Origin of the sequence: Bacillus sp. AM 13(2015) (assembly GCF_001518755.1) — a bacterium.
Taxonomy (GTDB): Bacteria; Bacillota; Bacilli; order Bacillales; family Bacillaceae; genus Bacillus; species Bacillus safensis.
On the sequence record NZ_LKCP01000032.1, the window covers coordinates 77,444 to 95,380 of the forward strand.

A 17,937-nucleotide genomic window follows, 5' to 3' on the forward strand; every position below is an offset into this window, starting at 1 on the left:
GTTAACATGTAGACGGAACGGGTAAAGTGTAGTAAAGTACTATTAATTGGGAGCTTGTATGTCCCTTCAACATCTTATATAGAAGGGAAGGTTGGCAAAATGGAAATCGAAAGAATAAATGAACATACAGTCAAATTTTATATTTCCTACGGTGATATTGAAGATCGCGGATTTGACCGTGAAGAGATTTGGTATAATCGTGAGCGCAGTGAAGAGCTGTTTTGGGAAGTAATGGACGAAGTGCACGAAGAAGAAGAATTTGCAGTAGAGGGACCGCTTTGGATTCAAGTACAGGCACTTGACAAAGGTCTTGAAATTGTCGTGACAAAAGCCCAACTTTCTAAAGATGGACAAAAGCTCGAATTGCCGATTCCAGAAGATAAAAAAGATCAAACAGATGAAGAAAGCTTAGACGCACTGCTTGATGATTTTCATAAAGAAGAGCAAGATCAAGAAGACCATAATGAGAAGGACAAAAAACTTCAACTTCAATTCGTGTTGAAAATGGATGATTTTGAAGATTTGATTGCACTTTCTCAATTAAATATGCAGGATTTTACCACAAGTTTATATTCGTTTGAAAACCGTTATTATCTATATGTTGACTTCCACGAGGATTTGTCAGATGAGCAAGTGGAGAATAAGCTCAGCATTTTGCTTGAATATGCTCATGAATCAGTTGTCAGCATCTACAGACTGAAAGAATACGGTCAGCTGATTATCGAAGGGAATGCCCTTGAAACGATTCAACAGCACTTCTCGTAACTAACAAAAAGTCGATTTCTATAGAGGAATCGGCTTTTTTATCTGAATGAATAGGTAAATAAAGAGATCGGCAAGGAGAAAATGAAATGAGAAATTTAGTCAAAGTTCTATTTTTTCTAATCATTACGTTAGGTGCTTATTTAATCGTCCAATTGATTGCCGGTGATTTAGCGGTAAGTGTATTAAGTTCAGTCAGTGTTCTATTTACTTTATCGATTATTTTCATCGGATTTGTTATTTTCTTGGAGAACCGGAATCCGTCTCACACGATTACATGGCTTGTCCTGCTGGGCAGCTTTCCGTTATTCGGCTTTTTGTTCTACATTTTCTTTGGACGCAATATCAAAAAGCGCCGGCTGTTTGAAAAGAAAGCGGTATTGGATGAGCAGTTAATCCAGGAAGATGAACGTATTCATAGAGAAGCAATTGAAAAAATGACGCATATGGGTGATCATCAGCAGCTCTTATTTAAGCTGGCCCACAGACTTGGACATACTCCTATTACATATCGCACGTCCTCTAAAGTCTTAACCAATGGTGAAGAGACATTCTCTCATATTTTTGAAGAGATCAAAAAAGCAACACATCACATTCATTTAGAATATTACATTCTCCGCCACGATGACCTTGGCCAAGAATTAAAGGACATTCTAATTGAAAAAGCGAAAAATGGCGTAATTGTCCGCTTTTTATATGACGATGTAGGGAGCTTAAAGCTTTCTCGTCAATATATTGCTGACCTAGAAAAGGCTGGCGTTCAGATCGTTCCATTTTTACCAGTAAGGCTCCCTCTTTTAAATAATAAAATTAACTTCCGAAATCATAGAAAAATTGTTGTTATTGATGGAGAAGTGGGGTTTGTCGGCGGGCTTAATATCGGAGACGAATACATGGGCAGAAGTAGACAATATGGATTCTGGCGTGATACACATCTGATGATTAAGGGCGAAGCTGTTCGTGACCTCCAGCAGATTTTCATGCAGGATTGGTATTATATGACGAATGAAAGATGCTCAGGTGTGGACTATTTCAAAGATTTCAGTCACCTTGAGAGTACAACAGAAGGCGTACAAATGATTGCTGGCGGGCCTGACAAGCAGTGGGAGGTCATTAAAAATCTCTTTTTCTCTATGATCATCTCCGCTAAAAAGTCCATCTGGATCGCTTCACCGTATTTTGTCCCGGATGATGATATTTTGTCCGCATTGAAAATTGCCGCATTGAGCGGAGTAGATGTCCGGATTATTGCTCCAAAGAATCCAGATAAACGGATTGTGTTCCATGCGTCTCGTTCATACTTCCCAGAGCTTCTTGATGCAGGGGCGAAGGTGTACGAGTATGATCAAGGCTTTATGCATAGTAAATTTATTATTGTGGATAATGAACTGGCTTCAATTGGAACGGCAAACATGGATATGAGAAGCTTTCATTTGAACTTTGAAGTGAATGCCTTCCTCTATAAAACGAAAAGCACAGAGAAGCTTGTCAACGATTTCTTAGGTGATTTAGAGCAGTCACATGAAATTGTGTCAGAAGAGTTCGCAAAGAGACCTTTGAGGGTCAGACTGTTTGAATCAACTGCAAGATTATTATCACCACTTTTATAAAGATTGTATTTTCCCTCTTTTCTATAAGGGGGATTTTTTATTTTACGGAAGTTATGATCGGTAAAATCATTTTTTGACACGGTAAAAATTCATTTTCCCTTTTCGCTTTCTTATAGACGAACAAGCTATAATACGGGCATCAAAGAGCGAGGGGCGAACTGAATGAATGCAGCAATAATGGATAACGGTAAGCTTATCCGAATTACACATCATCTATCGAAAAGCCGGCTGGAGCATGTAAGAACGACGTGCAAATTTTATTGTCCTGAATGTAGGGAGGAGGTGCAATTAAAGCTAGGGGAGCATCGTGTCTATCATTTTGCGCATAAACAGCTGACAGCATGTTCGTTAGCCTCAGGCGAAACGGCTTATCATCAGGCGGGAAAGGAAGCCATTATGAATTGGCTGAAGCGGCTTGGACATAAACCTGCGCTGGAAAAGTATTTGTCAAAGGTTCATCAGCGTCCTGATGTGACCGTCTCTATAGGAAATGAAACCTATGCAATCGAATTTCAATGTGCTAATATTTCCCGGCAGGAGCTGCGCAGAAGAACAGCAGGTCTCCGTGAAGCAGGTCTCTTTCCAATATGGATGATAGGGGCAAATCGTTTGAAACGAAAATCTGCCCAGCTTTTTTCTTTCTCCTCCATTCATTGGGGAATTTTAAGGGAATCAGAGAAAAGGCGGTTGATTTTTTTCTGCCCGCTTCAAAATAAGTTCATCCATCTTGATCAATTTCTCGTGTTTCAACCAACGAAAATATGTGCGGCAATGACTGTCAGACCACCTTCCGCATACAGCAAAATTCCTGCACTCCTATCTCCGCCCTCAAGCAAGTGTCAAGTAAACCAACAATGGCTTAAATGTATACAGCAATTTAGGCAGCGTCCTCCTCGCATTTTATCAAATGAAAGCAAACGTTTGAGAGATGTTTTTTATGAGCATCATCAAACGGCATTCCCTTTTTTGCCGACTGCATTATTTATCCCGGTGCAAGAAGCGTATATCTTTACAAGTCCCGTATATGTTTGGCAAGGTTGCCTCTATGATTGGATGATGAGGAAAAAGGGAAGCAGGCGAGTAACGATTCAACAGCTCATGAAAGAAATCAACCGGTGTGTGCAGATGAAAGAAGTGAAACTCCGATATAGTGATGTGTCAAGAGAAGAAATAAAAGGGGTGGTCACTGCATATGTAAAGGCGCTTGTAAGACAAGGGTTTTTACATATGACGAAAGAGGGTAATTATGAAGTATCGTCGAATCAAATGCCAATACAAACACTTGATGAAGTGCTAAAACGAGATGCTTTCTTATTTCATTAGCATGTTTCATGACCACTTTGATCATGATAAGAAAAAGGTGGTGCTGCTATTGAATCGAAAGAAACGCTTTTTTCTCATTTTTTTAGTCTGTTTGGTATTTATTTCTGCATATGATTTGACAAATATAGTTCAAAACAAAGAAGATAAATACAACACCAATTTCTTTCACTTTCCGAAAGGTTGGTTCAACACAACTCATGCAAGGGGGATTCATATGACTTCACAAAACAAAAACAATCATCTACCAGACAGAAGCGAAGTAAAAGAAGAAAACAAATGGCGCCTTGAAGATATTTTTGAAAGCGTCGATGCATGGAACAAGGAATTCGAAGCGGTCAAAAAAGAAATTCCGAAGCTGGCACAATTTAAAGGCAAGCTGGCCCATTCTGCTGATGTCCTGTATGAAGCCCTAACCTTTCAGGATCAACTTTCTGAAAAGCTTGGCAAGCTTTATACATATGCGCACATGAAATACGATGAAGATACAACGAACTCATCCTTTCAGGCGTTAAATGATAAAGCCTCGAATCTATTTACACAGCTGTCTAGTACATCTGCTTATATTGTTCCAGAGATTTTATCAATTCAAGAAGATAAATTGCAGCAATTTATTCTGGAAAAAGAAGAATTAAAACTGTATTCTCATGCTCTCGAAGAAATTAATAAAGAGCGTCCACATATTTTAAGTGAGGAACAAGAAGCTTTATTAGCTGAGGCCTCTGAACCACTTTCATCTGCATCTACTACTTTTAGTATGTTTAACAACGCCGATATTTCGTTCCCTTCTGTAAAGGATGAGAATGGGGAGGAAAAGAAAATTACCCACGGCAACTTTATCACATTTTTGAATAGTGATGATCGTGAAGTGAGAAAGAATGCCTTTAAAGCTGTGTATAAAACGTATGATCAGTATAAGAACACACTTGCTTCTACACTAAGCGGTTCAATTAAAAAGGATAATTTTTATGCAAAAGTACGAAATTACAAATCGGCAAGAGAAGCAGCACTATCACGAAACAGCATCCCAGAAGAAGTGTATGACAATCTAATTGATACAGTTCATCAATATTTACCGTTGTTACACCGCTATATTGAATTACGCAAAAAGGTATTAAAGCTTGATGAAGTGCACAATTACGACTTGTATACACCACTTGTGAAAGATGCTGGCATGAAGCTCACCTACGATGAAGCAAAGGATTATATGCTGAAAGGGTTAGCGCCATTAGGAGAAGAATATGTGTCCGTGTTAAAAGAAGGACTCGAAAATCGCTGGGTAGACGTTTATGAGAATAAAGGGAAACGAAGCGGTGCTTATTCATCAGGAAGCTATGGTACAAATCCATATATCCTCATGAACTGGCAGAATAACATTGATAATTTGTTTACGCTGGCTCATGAATTTGGGCACTCTGTACACAGCTACTACACGAGAAAACACCAGCCATATCCGTATGGAAACTATAGTATCTTTGTAGCTGAAGTGGCTTCCACTACAAATGAAGCGTTACTAGGCGAATACCTGCTTAATCATTTAGACGATAAAAAACAGCGCTTGTATGTATTAAACCACTTGTTAGAAGGATTTAGAGGAACAGTATTCAGACAAACGATGTTTGCTGAGTTTGAGCATCTTATTCATGTGAAAGCACAAGAAGGAGAGGCTTTAACGCCAGAATTTATGACGAACCTTTATTATGACCTGAACAATAAGTATTTTGGTGACGGCATGGTGGTTGATAAGGAAATTGGATTAGAGTGGACGAGAATTCCTCATTTCTATTACAACTATTATGTGTATCAATACGCGACAGGCTATAGTGCGGCGCAGGCATTAAGCAAGCAAATCTTACAAGAAGGAAAACCAGCGGTAGAGCGCTATACAGATTTCCTTAAAGCAGGAAGCTCTGATTATCCAATCAATGTGCTGAAAAAAGCTGGTGTTGATATGGCTTCTAAAGAACCAATTGAAGCAGCATGCCAATTGTTTGAAGAAAAACTAAAAGAAATGGAAGAGCTCATCTCCAAAACAGGTGAGTAATGAAAAGACTTCTGTCAGACGTGTGAGTGCCAGCTCATCTTTTGACAGGAGTTTTTTTCTCATAAAAAAGACCTCTTCAGATGTAGAGGCCAATCCTTTTTAATGATCAACCTTTAAAACCTCTAAAGGTCTTACGGTGATTCATTCGATAAAGCGTAAAAAGAATCGCAGCAAATAAGAGTGGAGACGTCAAATAAAGAGGAAGCATTTTCATTAAGCCTAATATATTTAAAAAGAAACATAAGCCAATGGCAACAAGTCCAATAGTTGTGCTGCGCATGCAGATCCCCCCATTTTTTTGTTACTTTTACTATATGAAAGTGACAACCCTCTTATGTTTTGTGACAAAAATATGAACATATAGTATATCTGTTGTCATAAGTCGACAAAATTTGATATACTACAGATGTGAAATTAATCACATACAAACATTACCCCTTTGTTTGACCGTGAAAAATTTCTCCCATCCCCTTTGTTGTCGTTAAGATATAGTGAAACCGCGCTTATCCCGGCGCGGTTTCTTCGTGTCTATAAATAGAACAAATGTTCCTTTTTGGAGTGAAGAAAAAACATGGGTCAGCACCCATGTTCATTTTCACAGCGATATACATCAAGATCTGTATGGTTGTCATTCTCTTTATAGCGCCAAAACATTTCTTGCTGCACTTGTACACGTTCTACCTTTTGAGCGAAAGCTAGCTTCTTCATTTCTCGTTCAACTTCTTCAAGCGTCAGGTCATAAACAACGGCTATCTCTTTTGCGGATGCAAATTGAAAGTATGCAATAAACCATTCAATTGGAGGCCGTTCAGATGGTGTTGGTTTTTCACCAATCATTTCAAAAAGAATTTCCTCGTATATATCATAAGAGTAGGCACCTGAAATTTTTAATCCTTCATCTCCATTTACGGTATTAAAAAAGGCGAAGGTCGGAAGCTCAGATACGTCCATTTCAGCTGCAATTTTCATATCACATTGCAGTGCTTTCACCGCACTTTGAGAATGAATGTCGCGCTGGAATTCCTCGATGTCCAGACCAGCACTTTTTGCATTTTCTATCAGCACCTGCTCACTTGTGACATCTTGCTGATGGCAAAAAAGCGATTCTTGAATGAGACGCAAAAATTTCATTCCGCATTTTCTTCCTTGAAGCTCCGCTGCTTTTAATGCGAGTGAGGCGAGGTAGGGTGATGTCACAATTTGTTCAGACAGCATTTGTTCTTTTTTGGTCTGCGTTTTAGTGGCAAATTTCCCCCATGCTTCAGTCAGTAAATGTTTCTTTCTTTTCCGATTCAATGCATTAATACTAGAACTTGTTACTGTTCGTAAAGTGAAAAAACGGCCATATTTCATTTTCAATTTTTTAATGGATGGCTCTAATAACCAGCAGTCTGGGCTTAGCGGATCAATGAATACATAGATTTCAATCGGCTTTTGAGGATGTCCGTGACAGTGTGAGAAATATTGATCGTGCGAATTGCAGCTCAAGATCGTCCATCCTTTTCAGGTGTTTGGTTGACCATATGACGAGCCGTCAGAGAAAGCCGTTCAAATAAAAAGTCACGAATATCGCCGGTTAGTCCTACTTGATCCATTGCATCCTCCATGCATTCAAGCCATGCGTCCGCCCGCTCCTCAGTAATCGGAAAAGGGAGATGTCTCGCCCGCAGCATTGGGTGGCCATGCTCCTCTGTATAAAGCGGTGGTCCGCCTAAATATTGCGTTAAAAACTGTTTTTGTTTTCTTGCTGTTTCTTTTAAGTCATCCGGGAAAATAGGATGAAGCAAAGGATGACACTTTACATTTTCATAAAAAGTATCAACAAGTTGCGATAGAAGTTCCTCTCCAACCGCTTCGTAAGGTGCGTTAAACGATTGTACCATGTTGACTACTCCTTTTACTCGTAGTTAATAGGATGACTCACCCTATTGCGCATTTCATTTATTTCAAAAGTGATATTCAGTTTGTTCTATTTTATTGTTTCTATTCTTGTACTTATTTTAACAACCTCATCTCAATTCCACAAACAAACAGCTTTGGTCTGCTCGAAATAAAGATTGTGGCGGGTTCCGTGATCAATTGACCATATCATAACACATTCAGTCAAAAAAGGGGGAAAAGCGACATACAAAAAACCGAAGAGGTTATTCTCTTCGGTTTAAGCGAAATATTGAGCTGTGATTTTCTTTACATAATTTTGTGTTTCTTTAAATGGAGGGATGCCCCCGTATTTATCTACATTTCCTGAACCTGCATTATAGGCAGCTAAGGCGAGTGAGATATTTCCGTTATATTTCTGAAGCATTTGTTTTATATACTTCGTACCGCCTTCAATGTTTTGGGCAGCATCAAAGGCATTGTTGACGCCAAGTGACTTAGCCGTAGATGGCATGAGCTGCATGAGACCAAGCGCACCTGCATGGCTGACAGCATTCGTGCGATAGCCGGATTCCTGCTTGATGACTGCGTGAATGAGCTTTTCAGGAACGCCATGCTTTTGAGCCATTTGTGACACGATTTGATTAATCTCTTTTGATGATGAGCCACTGGAGACAGCCTTTTGAAGCGGCGGTGTGTAGCTGTTGTTTAAGACATTTCCAATGCCATTCGCTGTATTTAATTGATTGTCATTTGCATACAAAGATTGAGCCTCAAGCTGATCACTGCCGGCAATCGCAGATAAATATGGGTTTGTACGCGCATATTGCGTGTTCGGAGCCGTTGATGGGTCCGTGCCCATAAAAGCAGAGATGGAAAGCGGGAGACGTGATAATTCTGATCCGCCTAAAAAATCTTGCAGCAGCGACTGAAATGAAGCTTGGGCATTCGATTCTTGACCCGCAGACATTTGCGTTTGTGCTGGATCTGTTTGTAACGTTTTAAGCGCTTGAAGCTGCATAAAGGATTGAAGTTGATTAACGTTCATCATGTTCCTCCTTCAAGGAATTCATCTATTCTGTGTTTTCATTTTTTCTTCATAAAAACGAACGACTTTGTTTTTCGTGTTTCGTACTGGGATATGAAATTTGCGGAGCAATGTGGAGAAAGCGGCTTGTCCGATTTCCAGGTCGCTCACTTCAAATTCAAGTTCATAGTCCTCTACTGTTAAATATCGGCTGTGATCCAAAACAATTAAGCCTTCTTGGATCATTTTTTCTGCTCTTGACGTTTCAAGTGAACCAAAGTACACAATTTGATCAGTTTGAATGTTCAGGTGGGCTAATCTGTCCGCAACTTCACCTTCTGGCAGCTCAAAATCGTTAAGTTGTGATGGGGGAGCGATCGTTTGGTGGGTTTCAAGCAAGCCTATCTCGTGCGGTTCCTTTAATGTGAGCACCCATTGACCGTTTTTTTCTCTCATTCTTAATGCAGCCAATTGAGATTTTATATCAAATTGAGGTGTATCAAAATAATAGTTGGTTTGTGTGTGGAAATCCGCATCCTTCAATTGAAAATGCTGTTTCAGCTGTTCAAATTCTTCTTTCATTAATAATTGTTTTAGTTCTATTTCAATTTCCTGTGCCATTTTGACATCAACCTTTCATTTAGAGGAAATATGATTATTGTACATGAAGTGTGTTCACCATGTAAAAGACTGTTTTTTTCTCTTTATTTTCTTTAGGCGTGGACCAAATTGAATGAAGAATCGTGGGAAAGGATCATTTAAAAGAGAAAAACAGGATTTTCTCCAATAGTTCGGTTTATCAATATTGAACTTGATATGATAAAATAAAGCTGTACTTTGTTGTAAAGGAGATCATGATGCAAAACAGAATTGAAATCACAGAAGCAACTTTAAAAGAAGACAGGCTGATTTTGACAATCCAGTCAGAAGAGCAAATCCAAAAAGCAAAAGCATCAGGACAAATGCTTGTTGATTCTGATCACTTTGCGTTCGTTTACATACTTGAAACCGAGGAGTCCTTTTCGTATCTTATTTTAGGGGAACATACATGGGCTCCATTAAAAGAAGCAATGAATCGTGACATCCCTGTCTATTTGGCATCGGATGAATATTCGCTGGAACTCATTCAGCTTCAACAGGAATTACATTATTTAATCGACAATATTAAAGACAATGCCAATTACGGAGATATGGAAGAGAAAGTGAAAAGCACATTCCTCTGAAATAATTAGGTATATGGAATTGGGGGAAGTTTCATGGACAAAAAACAATGGGATCAATTCCTCGCACCGTATAAACAAGCAGTCGAAGAATTAAAAGTGAAACTAAAAGGCATTCGAAAGCTGTATGAATTCGAGGATGACCATTCACCAGTAGAATTTGTCACAGGCCGAGTAAAACCCGTTGCCAGCATATTAGAAAAGGCAAAGCGTAAAAACATCCCGATGCATGAGATTGAAACGATGCAGGATATTGCTGGGCTTCGCATTATGTGCCAGTTTGTAGAAGATATACAAGTCGTGAAAAAAATGCTCCAGTCACGTAAAGATTTTGTGGTTGTAGATAAACGCGACTATATTGCAGAACATAAAGAAAGCGGATACCGCTCTTACCATCTTGTTGTGTTATATCCGCTGCAAACGATCAACGGAGAGAAGCAGCTCCTTGTCGAAATCCAAATTCGTACGCTTGCGATGAACTTTTGGGCGACCATTGAGCATTCTCTGAATTATAAATATAGCGGGAATATCCCGGAGAAGGTCAAGCTGCGCCTTCAAAGAGCATCTGAGGCAGCATCTCGTCTCGATGAAGAAATGTCCGAAATTAGAGGGGAAATTCAAGAAGCACAAGTGGCATTTTCCAGGAAAAAGAAAAACGACAGCTGAGCCAGTTTGATCAAATATGATGCTGCCCTCTCATAGCAGCAAGGTGAAAAAGGAGAAGAATTCATGAAATTTGCAGTTTCTTCAAAAGGGAATTCTGTATCTGACACGCTCAAAAGTAAAATTCAGACCTACTTATTGGATTTTGGCATGGAACTAAATGAAGAGGAACCGGATCTTGTCATTACGGTTGGTGGAGACGGCACCCTTCTTTATGCCTTTCACCGCTACAGCAACCGTCTGAATGAAACAGCCTTTGTCGGTGTTCATACAGGTCATCTTGGCTTCTATGCTGACTGGGTGCCGAGTGAAATTGAAAAGCTCGTCTTAGCCATTGCGAAAACGCCTTATCATATTGTGGAATATCCAATCTTAGAGGTCATTGTCAGATACAACGACGGCGGCAGAGAAGAGAAATATTTAGCAATGAATGAATGTACGATTAAAAGCATGGAAGGGACACTTGTGGCAGATGTTGAAATCAGAGGACAGCTGTTTGAAACATTCAGAGGTGACGGCCTTTGTTTGTCTACTCCATCAGGCAGTACGGCCTATAATAAGGCACTTGGAGGCGCCATTATTCATCCTTCCATTAGAGCCATTCAGCTGGCAGAAATGGCTTCAATCAACAACAGAGTGTTCCGGACGGTCGGTTCACCGCTTATTTTGCCTGACCACCATACTTGTGTGATTAAGCCGAGGAATGATGTCGATTTTCAGGTGACGATTGATCATTTGACGCTGCTTCATAAAGACGTCAAATCCATTCAATGCCGGGTGGCAGATGAGAATGTCCGTTTTGCTAGATTTAGACCGTTTCCGTTTTGGAAAAGGGTGCAAGATTCCTTTATCGGAAAAGGAGAATAAGAAAGAGGTTGTTCTCGCTGGAATACTTTACGTTAAACAAAACCATGACAGCCAAAGAAGAAGGGCTGTTTTTAAAGGAATATTTAATTGATCTTGGTATTTCGAAAAGAATGCTGACGGATATTAAGTTTGATGGCGGTGACCTCCTCATTAATGGAGAGCATGTTACCGTGAGATATGAGCTGCATGAAGGGGACAGGCTCACTATTTTATTTCCCGAGGAAAAAGTGAGTGAAGGGCTGAAGCCTGCACCGATTCCGCTTGATATTATATTTGAGGACGAGCATGTCCTTGTGCTGAATAAAAGGCCGTATATTCCTTCGATCCCTTCTCGGGAGCACCCCGAGCACAGTATTGCGAATGGATTACTGCACCATTATGCAAAGCAGTCTGTTCGGCATACGGTTCATTTAGTGAACCGTCTTGATCGTGATACATCTGGTGTTATGCTTGTGGCGAAGCATCGCTTTGCCCATAGCCTTTTATCTAAGGCGCAAAAGAGTGGAGCGGTTAAGCGAACATACAGAGCGTTTACACATGGCATGATCACAGAAAAACATGGAACCATCGCTGCAAAAATTGCCCGAAAAGGGGATAGTATCATCGAGCGGATGGTTGATGATACTGGGCAGGAGGCAGTGACGCATTATACCGTGCGAGCGGTAATCGCTGAGTTGAATATGTCGGATGTGTCTCTCACGCTTGAAACCGGGAGAACACATCAAATTCGTGTGCATATGCAATTTCTTGGGCATCCGCTCATCGGAGATACGCTGTATGGCGGAAGGGCCGAGCGGATAGACAGGCAGGCACTGCATAGTGAAACCCTTGTGTTTCCTCATCCGATGACAGGTGAGCAAATGACATTTTCAGCTCCGCTTCCTGATGATATGAAATCCTTGCTTTTTAATTAGAGAAACCCGGTCACCTGCATCGCAGGGCCGGGTTTTTTTATAATGTGAAATGCTGAAATCTTGAATCGTCATAAGGCATAGATGAGGGAACGGAGACCGTTTTAAGCTCAGGGTATGTGAGGGCAGACAGTTTGTTGCCAAATACGCAGCCTGTATCAATATTGACGGTTCTGCCAACGAATCGAGGTTCTTTCACAGGTGTATGGCCGTACACAATCCACGGTTTTCCGTGATATTCCTTTGCCCAGTCCTTGCGAACAGGCCGTCCATCTGGCCATGTTTCTCCTGTGACGGCACCAAATAATAAATAGGACCGCATCTGTTTATTCGGCTTTTTTCCAATATCCTTTTCCTTCATCGCTGCGTGTGCAATGATCAGCTCATCAGGAATGAGTACATCATAAAGCGGAGCCTTCTCGAATAACTGCTTAAATTCATGTGACAATTTGTTTTGTTCATGAGTTGGCAGTTTTTTTATTTCGTTCACTGTCGTTTCGATGCCATGAAGCAATTTGACGGGATTTCCTTTTAAATAACGATAAAGCTTAAAGCAATGGTTGCCAGGTACATATCGGATTGCACCGTGTGAATAGGCATGAATGACAAATCGCATGACGTCTACTGACTGAGGCCCTCGATCTGTTAAATCACCAACAAGGGCCAGCGTTCTCTTATCAGGATGGACGGGTAATCCATGTTTGAGTTCGTATCCTAGTTTGTGTATGAGGGTAAGCAGCTCTTCGTAGCAGCCGTGGATATCGCCAATGATATCGAATTTCATAAGGTTTCCTCCTGATTTTTTTCATCCATTCGTCGGATATAAAGAAGTTTGAATTTTAGAAAATATAACGAATGGCTTTCATTTCATTTAGGCAATTGTTAGAATCAATGCTTTAACGTAAGACTTTTAAAATTAAACATGAATGTTAGGAGGCTTTAGCCAATGGAGCATACATCTGTTTCATCACTCGTTGTCGTTATTATTGTCGCCTTTTTCACCCCTATTTTATTGCACCGATTTAAGCTGACCATTCCGGTCGTTGTAGCTGAAATCATTATGGGGCTCATCATTGGGAAAAGCGGTCTTCAACTGGTTGTCGAACATGATGCGTGGTTAGATACATTATCCATGCTCGGTTTTATTTTTCTGATGTTTTTAAGTGGACTTGAAATAGATTTTTCTTCTTTTGAGTCAAAGAAGAAAGCACGAGAACTTCCAAATGGTTTAAAAGAACCAAATACATTTAAAGCAGCCACCATTATTTTTCTTGGGGTATTTTGTATTTCTTTTATCCTGTCCTATGCGTTTGTACTCGCAGGGTTTATCCAAAATGCCTTTTTAATGACGCTCATTATCTCTACCATCTCATTAGGCGTAGTGGTGCCAACCTTAAAAGAGGAAAAGTTGATGCAGACGAATATCGGTCAAATCATTCTGCTTGTAGCTGTCATTGCTGATTTGGTCACGATGATTTTACTTGCTGTGTTTTCCTCCATTTATGGAGATGGAACAGGGAACATGTGGCTTCTGCTCTTATTATTTGCTGCAGGCATTCTTCTTTATTTATTTGGCCGCGTATTTAAGACAAAGTCAATTTTTCAGTCGATGTCAAAAGGAACCGTGCAAATTGGGACAAGGGCAATCTTTACTCTCATTATAGTCTTAGTTGCCTTATCTGAATCACTCGGGGCTGAAAATATTCTTGGGGCGTTTTTAGCTGGCGTACTTGTGTCCCTTCTTTCGCCAAATAAAGAGCTCGTTCAGCAGCTGGACTCATTTGGCTACGGATTTTTAATCCCGATCTTTTTTGTGATGGTCGGAGTGGATCTGAATATATGGGCACTGTTTAAGGATCCAACCATCATGATCATGATTCCGCTGCTGTTTATTGCGTTGCTTATAAGTAAACTCATCCCAATTCTTTATTTGAAAAAATGGTATGACATGAATAAGGTCATCGGCTCAGGCTTTTTATTAACTTCAACATTATCTCTCGTCATTGCAGCTGCGACGATTGGTGAGCGGCTCGGTGTCATTGATCGTAAAATGTCTGGAGCGCTGATTTTAGTTGCTGTGCTAACGAGTATTTTAACACCTGTTTGGTTTAAAGCGCTCTTTAAAAAAGAACAAGCGGCGAGCCATAAGAAGCGTGTGACCTTTATTGGTGCAAATCAGCTGACCTTACCTGTCACACTTGATTTGCATCAGGATGAATATGACATTCGGATTTTGCATGTGTTTCAAGAAAATAAGGAAGTACTGCTGGCAGACTCTATCTTTGAAGTCGAATCAATTGAACAATACGACGATGAGACGCTGAGAAAGGCAGGCGTCGGCCAAGAGGATGTCCTTGTCGTCGCAACAGGCAGTGAGACAAAAAATAAGGAAATTGCTTTATTTGCAAAAGAAGAAGGTTCAAAACAAGTCATTGCAAGTGTCAACAAAGCTGAGGCAGAGCTGACATTGAAGGAAGCGGGCATTGATACGTTTTCTACTTTCCTTTCATCTAAAACAGTGCTAAGAGCTTTGATTGAAGCACCTGATGCGATTCGATTGCTAACAAATGAGGATTCTTCTTTGTATCAAATTCAAATGAACAATCATCGTTATCATAATGTCATGCTGAGAGAATTTCCTTTCACCGGTGATTTGGTATTTGTCCGGATTTTCAGAGGGGTAGACAGCTTAGTACCGCATGGAGATACGACACTTAGAAGCGGCGACCGTGTGCTTGTATCGGGCTCCCGGGAGTATGTAGCAGGACTAAGAGCCCAATTAGAATGACAATGAACCCTTGACCAATGAACAATTCCTGATTAAGATAGAGGTACAACATCATATATTTGATCCACTAGGGGAGTCCTTTAAAAGGGCTGAGATAAAAGTGTCGACTTTTAGACCCTCATTACCTGAACAGGTTCATACCTGCGTAGGGAAGTGGTGCGGTTTTTGACTATGCTTTTTACAAATTCCAAGCCACTTTCCACGCGGAAAGTGGCTTTTTTATATGGAAAAACAGGAGGAGAGGAACATGACGTTTTCAACAGAATGTAAAGAGGCTGCAGCAACATGGTGGAATGGAAGCTTTACGCATCCTTTTGTCAAAGGGATTGGGGATGGCACACTTTCACTCGATCGTTTCACCTATTACGTGATGCAGGATTCGTATTATTTAACTCATTTTGCAAAGGTGCAGGCATATGGAGCGGCGATTAGTGAGGACTTACATACGACGGGCAGAATGGCGTATCATGCCCAGGGCACGTATGAAGCAGAGCTGTCGCTGCATAGGAAATTTACAGAGCTTCTGCAAATTTCTGATGAAGCCATTGAGAACTTTAAGCCTTCCCCGACTGCTTATGCGTATACCTCTCATATGTATCGATCTGTAAAAAGCGGACGGTTTGAAGAGATTTTAGCCGCGTTATTACCGTGTTACTGGCTCTATTATGAGGTAGGTGAAAAGCTAAAACAAACAACACCTGACCATCCAATTTACCAAGAATGGATTTTGACATATGGAGGCGATTGGTTTAAGGAACTCGTTTTCGAACAGGTGAACCGCTTTGATGAACTAGCAGAAAAAGCACCAGAACATGTACGCGCCAATATGAAAGAAAATTTTGTGATTTCAAGCTATTACGAATATCATTTTTGGGAGATGGCGTATCAAAAAGAATTGTGGCAAACAGCATGCTTAGATGGGGTTGGTGCAAATGGAACTCCACGCAGTGACAAATGATTCGCTTCCTGCGGGTGAACTGATCAAACAAATAAAAGCCATTGCGTCTGAAGTGGATTTTATTCATATTCGGGAACGTTCTAAAACAGCAGGTGAGCTTGTTGATCTCGTGAAGAATCTCCTTTTAGAAGGTGTGCCGAAAGAAAAGCTCGTGATCAATGACCGAGTAGACGTGGCGCTGCTAACCAATATTCACAGGGTGCATCTTCCGGGCCATAGCTTTTCGCCGAAGGAGCTGCGAAGAAAATTCCCTCACCTTCATGCAGGGGTGTCCGTCCATTCGATAGAAGAAGCGAAAGCAGCAGAGAAAAATGGAGCAGAGTATGTCATGTTTGGGCACGTATATGACACCTCTTGTAAACCAGGACTCCAGGCAAGAGGTGTACAGCTTGTGAAAGAACTGACTTCTGCACTAACAATTCCAGTGGTGGCCATCGGCGGGATGACCCCAGAACGAGTTCCAGAATTGAAACACGCTCATGTGAAAGGAATCGCTGTCATGTCTGGGATTTTTACTCATCATCAGCCGCTTATGATGGCACAAGCATTTTCTGAAAAGGTAAAGGAGAATCCTTATGAAAAAGCATTATGACGTTGCAATCATTGGTGGTGGAATCATAGGGATGTCAATCGCCTATCACCTTGCAAAAGCAGGAAAACAGGTGATCTTATTTGAAGCGAATGAGATAGGAAAGCAAACGACAAGTGCGGCTGCCGGGATGCTCGGTGCACATGCTGAAGGAGAGGGGCATGAGGATATTTTCTTTCAGGCAGGCAGAGCAAGCCAGGCATTATACGAAAAATTAAAGGTCGATCTTTTGCATGAATCAGGCATTGATATTCGGACTTCAGCAGGCGGCATCATGAAGGTCGCCTTTACTGAAGAAGAGAAGCAGGCCCTTTGCCGGATGCAGCATTTGTCTACGTTTAAGTGGCTTGATGCAAGCAGCGTAAAAAAATGCATGCCTCAAGTCACAGATCACATGCTGGGAGCAGGTTTGATTGAAGAGGATGTGCATGTGGAGCCTTATGCTGTATGCAGGGCTTTGTGGCAGGCGGCGGTCCGGTACGGAGCAGATGTGAAAGAGTGTACACCTGTGATCGAAGTGAAGCGGGACAAAGAAGTGTTAACTGTCAGAACAACGAAGGGCACATTCACATGTGATGACCTGACAGTTGCAAGTGGTGTATGGTCTGGCCGTTTTTTTGAAGAGCTCGGATTATCTCATTCTCTTTATCCAGTAAAAGGAGAATGTGTGTCTGTATGGAATAACGGTCCAGCGCTCGCACACACCATTTATCATGATCATTGTTATATCGTTCAGCGAGATAGTGGAAAGCTTGTTATCGGTGCAACGATGAAGCCAAACGAGTGGCAGGCTGTTCCAACGCTTGGCGGCATGGAAGCTGTGATTCAAAAGGCGTCTCAGCTTATGCCTTCTATTAAAGAGATGCCGATTGAAGAGTGCTGGGCAGGCCTTCGTCCGGCGACAAACGACCGGCATCCCTATATCGGAAGACATCCAGAAGACAAGCGTATTCTTTTTGCTGCAGGGCATTACAGGAATGGCATTTTACTTGCGCCGATTACTGGAGAAATCATTCGTGACCTCATATTAGACAAACCGGTCAAAGAGGAATGGCTTCACGCATTTCGTATTGGACGAAAGGAGGCACTATTCGTATGAAGATTCAATTGAATGGCAGAATCGTTGACTTCGATCAAGAGAATGGAACGATCTATGATCTGCTATCAGCCTATCAGCTTGAAAACCGTGTGGTGATCTTTGAAAAGAACCAAGAAATCATTGATAAAGAAGCGTTTCAACAAGTAGTGATTCAACCAAATGACACGATTGAAATCGTTCATTTTGTAGGAGGAGGATGAT

The 17,937-nt window shown here is 41.0% G+C and carries 19 protein-coding genes and 1 riboswitch; of the genes, 13 read left to right on the plus strand and 6 right to left on the minus strand.

Going from position 1 to position 17,937, the window contains the following annotated elements; all coding sequences use genetic code 11:
• Positions 1-99: 99 nt before the first annotated feature.
• From mecA to pepF, 4 genes are all read left to right on the plus strand, one after another.
• A complete protein-coding gene (mecA, locus tag AOQ70_RS04120) occupies positions 100-765 on the plus strand; it encodes an adaptor protein MecA (protein ID WP_024425038.1) in 666 nt (221 codons plus the stop codon).
• 86 nt (positions 766-851) lie between these two features.
• Positions 852-2,372, plus strand: a complete 1,521-nt coding sequence (gene cls, locus AOQ70_RS04125) for a cardiolipin synthase (protein ID WP_059374949.1) — start codon at positions 852-854, stop codon at positions 2,370-2,372.
• Between the two features lie 162 nt (positions 2,373-2,534).
• Entirely contained in the window at positions 2,535-3,695 is a 1,161-nt protein-coding gene (locus tag AOQ70_RS04130) for a competence protein CoiA family protein (RefSeq protein ID WP_059374950.1), read from the plus strand.
• A gap of 214 nt (positions 3,696-3,909) precedes the next feature.
• Entirely contained in the window at positions 3,910-5,736 is a 1,827-nt protein-coding gene (gene pepF, locus AOQ70_RS04135; protein WP_331457666.1) for an oligoendopeptidase F, read from the plus strand.
• A 106-nt stretch (positions 5,737-5,842) separates the two neighbouring features.
• Here pepF and AOQ70_RS19665 read toward each other — a convergent pair whose 3' ends face one another.
• The 5 genes from AOQ70_RS19665 to AOQ70_RS04155 all read right to left on the minus strand — a co-directional run bounded on the left by AOQ70_RS19665 (position 5,843) and on the right by AOQ70_RS04155 (position 9,262).
• Entirely contained in the window at positions 5,843-6,016 is a 174-nt protein-coding gene (locus tag AOQ70_RS19665) for a hypothetical protein (RefSeq protein WP_039177829.1), read from the minus strand.
• A gap of 296 nt (positions 6,017-6,312) precedes the next feature.
• The gene (locus tag AOQ70_RS04140; RefSeq protein ID WP_039177830.1) at positions 6,313-7,224 is read right to left on the minus strand and encodes a ClpXP adapter SpxH family protein; all 912 of its coding nucleotides are present in this window, start codon (positions 7,222-7,224) and stop codon (positions 6,313-6,315) included.
• Positions 7,221-7,619, minus strand: coding sequence for a globin domain-containing protein (locus AOQ70_RS04145; protein WP_008355333.1), 399 nt, complete (start codon positions 7,617-7,619; stop codon positions 7,221-7,223). Before AOQ70_RS04145 ends, AOQ70_RS04140 begins: the two co-directional genes overlap by 4 nt.
• A gap of 275 nt (positions 7,620-7,894) precedes the next feature.
• On the minus strand, positions 7,895-8,662 hold the full coding sequence (locus AOQ70_RS04150; protein ID WP_039177832.1) for a lytic transglycosylase domain-containing protein: 768 nt from the start codon (positions 8,660-8,662) through the stop codon (positions 7,895-7,897).
• Positions 8,663-8,683: 21 nt separating this feature from the next.
• Positions 8,684-9,262, minus strand: coding sequence for a CYTH domain-containing protein (locus AOQ70_RS04155; RefSeq protein WP_059374953.1), 579 nt, complete (start codon positions 9,260-9,262; stop codon positions 8,684-8,686).
• A 236-nt stretch (positions 9,263-9,498) separates the two neighbouring features.
• On the opposite strand from AOQ70_RS04155, the gene AOQ70_RS04160 reads away from it, so the two are divergent.
• From AOQ70_RS04160 to AOQ70_RS04175, 4 genes are all read left to right on the plus strand, one after another.
• Positions 9,499-9,864, plus strand: a complete 366-nt coding sequence (locus tag AOQ70_RS04160) for a hypothetical protein (RefSeq protein WP_024425029.1) — start codon at positions 9,499-9,501, stop codon at positions 9,862-9,864.
• Between the two features lie 33 nt (positions 9,865-9,897).
• The gene (locus AOQ70_RS04165; RefSeq protein ID WP_039177834.1) at positions 9,898-10,527 is read left to right on the plus strand and encodes a GTP pyrophosphokinase; all 630 of its coding nucleotides are present in this window, start codon (positions 9,898-9,900) and stop codon (positions 10,525-10,527) included.
• 63 nt (positions 10,528-10,590) lie between these two features.
• Positions 10,591-11,391, plus strand: a complete 801-nt coding sequence (locus tag AOQ70_RS04170; RefSeq protein ID WP_039177835.1) for an NAD kinase — start codon at positions 10,591-10,593, stop codon at positions 11,389-11,391.
• Between the two features lie 17 nt (positions 11,392-11,408).
• Complete coding sequence (locus AOQ70_RS04175) at positions 11,409-12,305, plus strand: RluA family pseudouridine synthase (protein WP_197412170.1); 897 nt, start codon at positions 11,409-11,411, stop codon at positions 12,303-12,305.
• A gap of 37 nt (positions 12,306-12,342) precedes the next feature.
• On the opposite strand, the gene prpE is transcribed toward AOQ70_RS04175, so the two are convergent.
• Positions 12,343-13,086 carry a bis(5'-nucleosyl)-tetraphosphatase PrpE gene (gene prpE, locus AOQ70_RS04180; RefSeq protein WP_058838852.1) on the minus strand — a complete coding sequence of 248 codons (744 nt, stop codon included), beginning with the start codon at positions 13,084-13,086 and terminating at the stop codon, positions 12,343-12,345.
• Between the two features lie 162 nt (positions 13,087-13,248).
• On the opposite strand from prpE, the gene AOQ70_RS04185 reads away from it, so the two are divergent.
• The 5 genes from AOQ70_RS04185 (at position 13,249) to thiS (ending at position 17,936) form a co-directional block, all read left to right on the plus strand.
• Complete coding sequence (locus AOQ70_RS04185; protein WP_059374954.1) at positions 13,249-15,090, plus strand: monovalent cation:proton antiporter family protein; 1,842 nt, start codon at positions 13,249-13,251, stop codon at positions 15,088-15,090.
• Between the two features lie 59 nt (positions 15,091-15,149).
• Positions 15,150-15,259: riboswitch (TPP riboswitch) on the plus strand.
• Between the two features lie 78 nt (positions 15,260-15,337).
• The gene (gene tenA / locus AOQ70_RS04190) at positions 15,338-16,048 is read left to right on the plus strand and encodes a thiaminase II (protein WP_039177838.1); all 711 of its coding nucleotides are present in this window, start codon (positions 15,338-15,340) and stop codon (positions 16,046-16,048) included.
• A complete protein-coding gene (gene tenI / locus AOQ70_RS04195) occupies positions 16,023-16,640 on the plus strand; it encodes a thiazole tautomerase TenI (protein ID WP_058838887.1) in 618 nt (205 codons plus the stop codon). Before tenA ends, tenI begins: the two co-directional genes overlap by 26 nt.
• Entirely contained in the window at positions 16,624-17,736 is a 1,113-nt protein-coding gene (gene thiO, locus AOQ70_RS04200) for a glycine oxidase ThiO (RefSeq protein WP_058838854.1), read from the plus strand. Before tenI ends, thiO begins: the two co-directional genes overlap by 17 nt.
• Positions 17,733-17,936 carry a sulfur carrier protein ThiS gene (thiS, locus tag AOQ70_RS04205; RefSeq protein WP_059374955.1) on the plus strand — a complete coding sequence of 68 codons (204 nt, stop codon included), beginning with the start codon at positions 17,733-17,735 and terminating at the stop codon, positions 17,934-17,936. Before thiO ends, thiS begins: the two co-directional genes overlap by 4 nt.
• The last annotated feature ends 1 nt before the right edge of the window (position 17,937 follow it).